This window comes from Clostridium sp., assembly GCF_047718555.1.
Taxonomy (GTDB): domain Bacteria; phylum Bacillota; class Clostridia; order Clostridiales; family Clostridiaceae; genus Clostridium_I.
In genome coordinates this window covers 1-3,424 of sequence record NZ_JBDNRK010000113.1, presented here as the reverse complement: position 1 = coordinate 3,424, position 3,424 = coordinate 1, and the positions used below count along the sequence as shown (strand labels likewise).

Sequence of the window (3,424 nt, the reverse complement as noted above, 5' to 3'; positions counted from 1 at the left end):
TTCTCTGCTTTTCTTCAAAGTGGGAGTAAAGAGTGGCTATGTCCCTGGATAACGATTTACCCTAAAGGACAACGATTTCTAAGTATCAAAAATACTGATACTAAGAACTCTGTTAGTAAGCATCAGAGGTCATAAACAAAAACTCCACCTGATGCCAAGAATTCTGTTTATCTGTCGGAAAATAACTATTTATAGTTTTGATTATCTTTAAAAGTTTCTATATACAAGAAGTAAATATGGATAAGATGAATTTAACTATAACAACGGGGGTGGGATATGTTTGATTCATATGGAAGAAGGATAAATTATCTTAGAATATCAGTTACGGATTTATGTAATTTAAGATGTAAATACTGTATGCCTGAAAAGGGTATAAAAAAAATGCTCCATGAAGAAATTTTAAGTCTGGAGGAAATACAGAGTATAGCTGAAAGTTTTGTAGAAAAGGGAGTAGACAAAATTAGAATAACTGGCGGAGAACCTTTAGTAAGACGAGGTCTGCTAAATTTAATAGAAGGTATAGGAAACTTACAAAAGGTGAAGGATTTTGCCATGACTACCAATGGAATATTATTGGGTAAATATGCTCAGGATTTGAAAAATGCAGGACTTAACAGAGTAAATATAAGCATGGATACTTTAGATGGAAAGAAGTATTCCAAAATCACCAGAGGCGGAAGATTAGCTGATGTACTAAAGGGAATAGAAGCTGCTAAAAAGTTTGGACTTAATCCTATAAAGATTAATGTTGTATTGATAAAAGGTTTTAATGATGATGAAATAGAGAGTTTTGTAAATTTAACAAGATATGAAGAAATAGATGTAAGATTTATAGAGCTTATGCCTATAGGCGCTTTAAAGTATTGGTCTCTTAATAATTATACCTCAAATAACATAGTACTAGAAAAGGTGCCGGAATTAACAGAAGCTGCAGCCACAGATATTTCTTCTCCGGCAAAATACTATAAACTTTCAGCAGGTAAGGGTAGAGTGGGACTCATTAACCCTATATCCTGTAAATTCTGTGAAAATTGCAATAGAATGAGGCTTACTGTAGATGGTAAGATAAAGCCATGCCTTCATTCTAATGAGGAGATAGACTTAAAGGTGCCCCTTAGGCAGGGAAAAAACATTGGTGAATTAATAGATAATATTATTATAAATAAGCCTAAGGAACACAATTTGGAGGATGGAAATTATATAAGCAGAAACATGATGGACATTGGTGGTTAATAGCAATACAAGATATATATAAGAGGAGATTTTGGGAAATGGCTAAAGTTATAGCAATTAACATTAGTGATAAAAAGGGTATTATAAAAACTTCTATAAAAGAAGGTATCTTCATAGAGGAATATGGTCTTAAGGGAGATGCTCACGCGGGAAAATGGCACAGACAGGTAAGTCTTTTAGCCAAGGAAAGCATAGATAAAATGATAGAAATGGGCGTAACGGGTCTAGTGCCAGGTAAATTTGCCGAAAATATTACTACAGAGGGTATAGTACTCTATAAACTTCCTGTAGGTACAAAATTAAAAATAGGTGACACTGTTCAAGAGATAACTCAGATCGGAAAAGAGTGTCATAAAGGCTGTGCCATAAAGCAGCAGGTAGGAAAGTGTATAATGCCGACGGAGGGTGTATTTACAAGGGTATTAAAAGGTGGAATAATAAGGTCAGGAGATACTATAGAAATAATGAAATGATTTACATAATTGGGCTAAATAAATGGTGCTGCAGGAAAGCACCATTTTTCTTATTATTGGTTGTGCTATTTACTCATATTTGGCATAGTGTCCATATTATTAATTATTTCTGGATTTACCATTCCAAATATCATTGCAATATGTGCGACTACAAGAAATCCAGAAATGAGTATAAAGTGAATTTTCATCTTTTGTTCAATAGTTTTATGTCTAAAAACTATATTTAATTCCATTAAAGCAATTGATAGAAGAAAAATAACTCCACTCAAATAGGATCCAACCGCTGCAACATCTACCCAGGTATGCCACTGGGAGTTTTGTGTAATTGGTATAACTGCAGTTGTTAAAAGGTAGATAAATATACCTGTAAAATAAAAGCCTGCAAAGATTCCCACAATTTTATTTAAAGTTTTTATGGGCCCTTTATGAATTTTATTAAAGATTATAAAAAATTCAGTAATGGTAAGTGTTTCTGCTGCTATTACGGGAATAGCCATAAAAAATATAAGATTCCATGGTTGATTGTTTGCCAGAAGAGACATATAGTGAGTCATGTTCATTTTTATTACCTCCTTTTTTCATAAAATAACAATACCAAAAACTTATGTTGATTTTATGAAGATTAAAAATAGGTAATATATTTGATCTAATTATTTTTAAAATAATTAGATCAAGAAAGAACTTTCAAGTTCTAAAGGTAATCACTGCGGTTTAACATCTAACTCAATTATCTCAGGAACAGCAAAAAATCTTAAAGGAAGTCTGCTGCAGCCGAGACCTTTTGAAGTTATTATCATTGAATTTCCTTTAGTATTAATAGTTTTTATAAATTTTTGACCATAGGAGGATTCTGTTATAGGAGCGTATAGTCCAAAAAAATTTATCTGACCTCCATGAGTATGGCCGCTTAAGCCAATATCAAAATTTATATTGTATTCTTCAAAGAAATCTGGATTATGAGAAAGTATAATATTTAAATATTTTTCATTTGTTTGGAGAACATCAGTATTAACTTGTCCGCTTTTCAAATCATCAACTCCATGAAAAAGCACTGTGGAATTTTTAAAATTTATAGAGTAAGTTTTGTTTTTTAGTAAATTTATTTTGCACTTTTCCATACTCTCCAGCAATAGATTTATATTTTCCTTGAGATAATACTCATGATTACCTAAAATTGCAACTATGCCGTGTTTAGATTGTATTTGTTTTATGTCATTAAAAAATTTATCTAAATCAGTCTTATTAAATTTTGTGTTTCTTTCTACAAATAGATAATCACCACCTAGTATTACCAGATCAGGCTCAAGTCTATTAACTTTATTTACTATACTTTTTAATCTATGCTTGAAATAATAATCACCATAATGTGTATCTGATATAAATACTATTTTAATTTTATCAGTAACTTTTTTTGTTTTAAATTTAATTTTAGTTAATTTAACTATCTGAGCCTCAAGCAGTGACCAAAATAATCCTAGACCTAGGAAGAAAATTATTATATACAGTAATCTCATATAACGCACCTCCCAGAAATTTGTATGTTCAATTATAAATGAAGTAGGTCTTTTATGTCAAATTCAGATTGTGAACAATTAATGAAATATGAATTACCTCTTTTAGTGAATATGAAGTAATATTAGTTGGAAATACTATATCCATAGATTAAGGCATATTCAAAAAATAAATAGGCCAGTATGCTAGTATATTTTAAATTCTAC

Annotated in this window: 4 protein-coding genes; 2 read left to right on the top strand and 2 right to left on the bottom strand. The window is 30.8% G+C overall.

Features of this window, described 5'->3' with window-relative positions:
- The first annotated feature begins 276 nt into the window (after window positions 1-276).
- A complete protein-coding gene (gene moaA / locus ABF633_RS20575; RefSeq protein WP_415526580.1) occupies window positions 277-1,233 on the top strand; it encodes a GTP 3',8-cyclase MoaA in 957 nt (318 codons plus the stop codon).
- A 38-nt stretch (window positions 1,234-1,271) separates the two neighbouring features.
- Window positions 1,272-1,706 carry an MOSC domain-containing protein gene (locus ABF633_RS20570; protein ID WP_415526578.1) on the top strand — a complete coding sequence of 145 codons (435 nt, stop codon included), beginning with the start codon at window positions 1,272-1,274 and terminating at the stop codon, window positions 1,704-1,706.
- A 65-nt stretch (window positions 1,707-1,771) separates the two neighbouring features.
- Here the strand turns inward: ABF633_RS20570 and ABF633_RS20565 are convergent, their stop codons facing one another.
- Both ABF633_RS20565 and ABF633_RS20560 read right to left on the bottom strand, forming a co-directional pair.
- Window positions 1,772-2,266: a DUF6803 family protein gene (locus tag ABF633_RS20565; RefSeq protein ID WP_415526576.1), complete on the bottom strand. Its 495-nt coding sequence runs from the start codon at window positions 2,264-2,266 to the stop codon at window positions 1,772-1,774.
- A 141-nt stretch (window positions 2,267-2,407) separates the two neighbouring features.
- On the bottom strand, window positions 2,408-3,220 hold the full coding sequence (locus ABF633_RS20560; protein WP_415526574.1) for a metallophosphoesterase: 813 nt from the start codon (window positions 3,218-3,220) through the stop codon (window positions 2,408-2,410).
- Between the last annotated feature and the right edge of the window lie 204 nt (window positions 3,221-3,424).

What these genes read in the sequence shown, in the direction of transcription:
- moaA (WP_415526580.1), top strand. Translation starts at nt 277, where the DNA reads ATGTTTGATTCATATGGAAGAAGGATAAATTATCTTAGAATATCAGTT.
- ABF633_RS20570 (WP_415526578.1), top strand. Translation starts at nt 1,272, where the DNA reads ATGGCTAAAGTTATAGCAATTAACATTAGTGATAAAAAGGGTATTATA.
- ABF633_RS20560 (WP_415526574.1), bottom strand. Translation starts at nt 3,220, where the DNA reads ATGAGATTACTGTATATAATAATTTTCTTCCTAGGTCTAGGATTATTT.
- ABF633_RS20565 (WP_415526576.1), bottom strand. Translation starts at nt 2,266, where the DNA reads ATGAACATGACTCACTATATGTCTCTTCTGGCAAACAATCAACCATGG.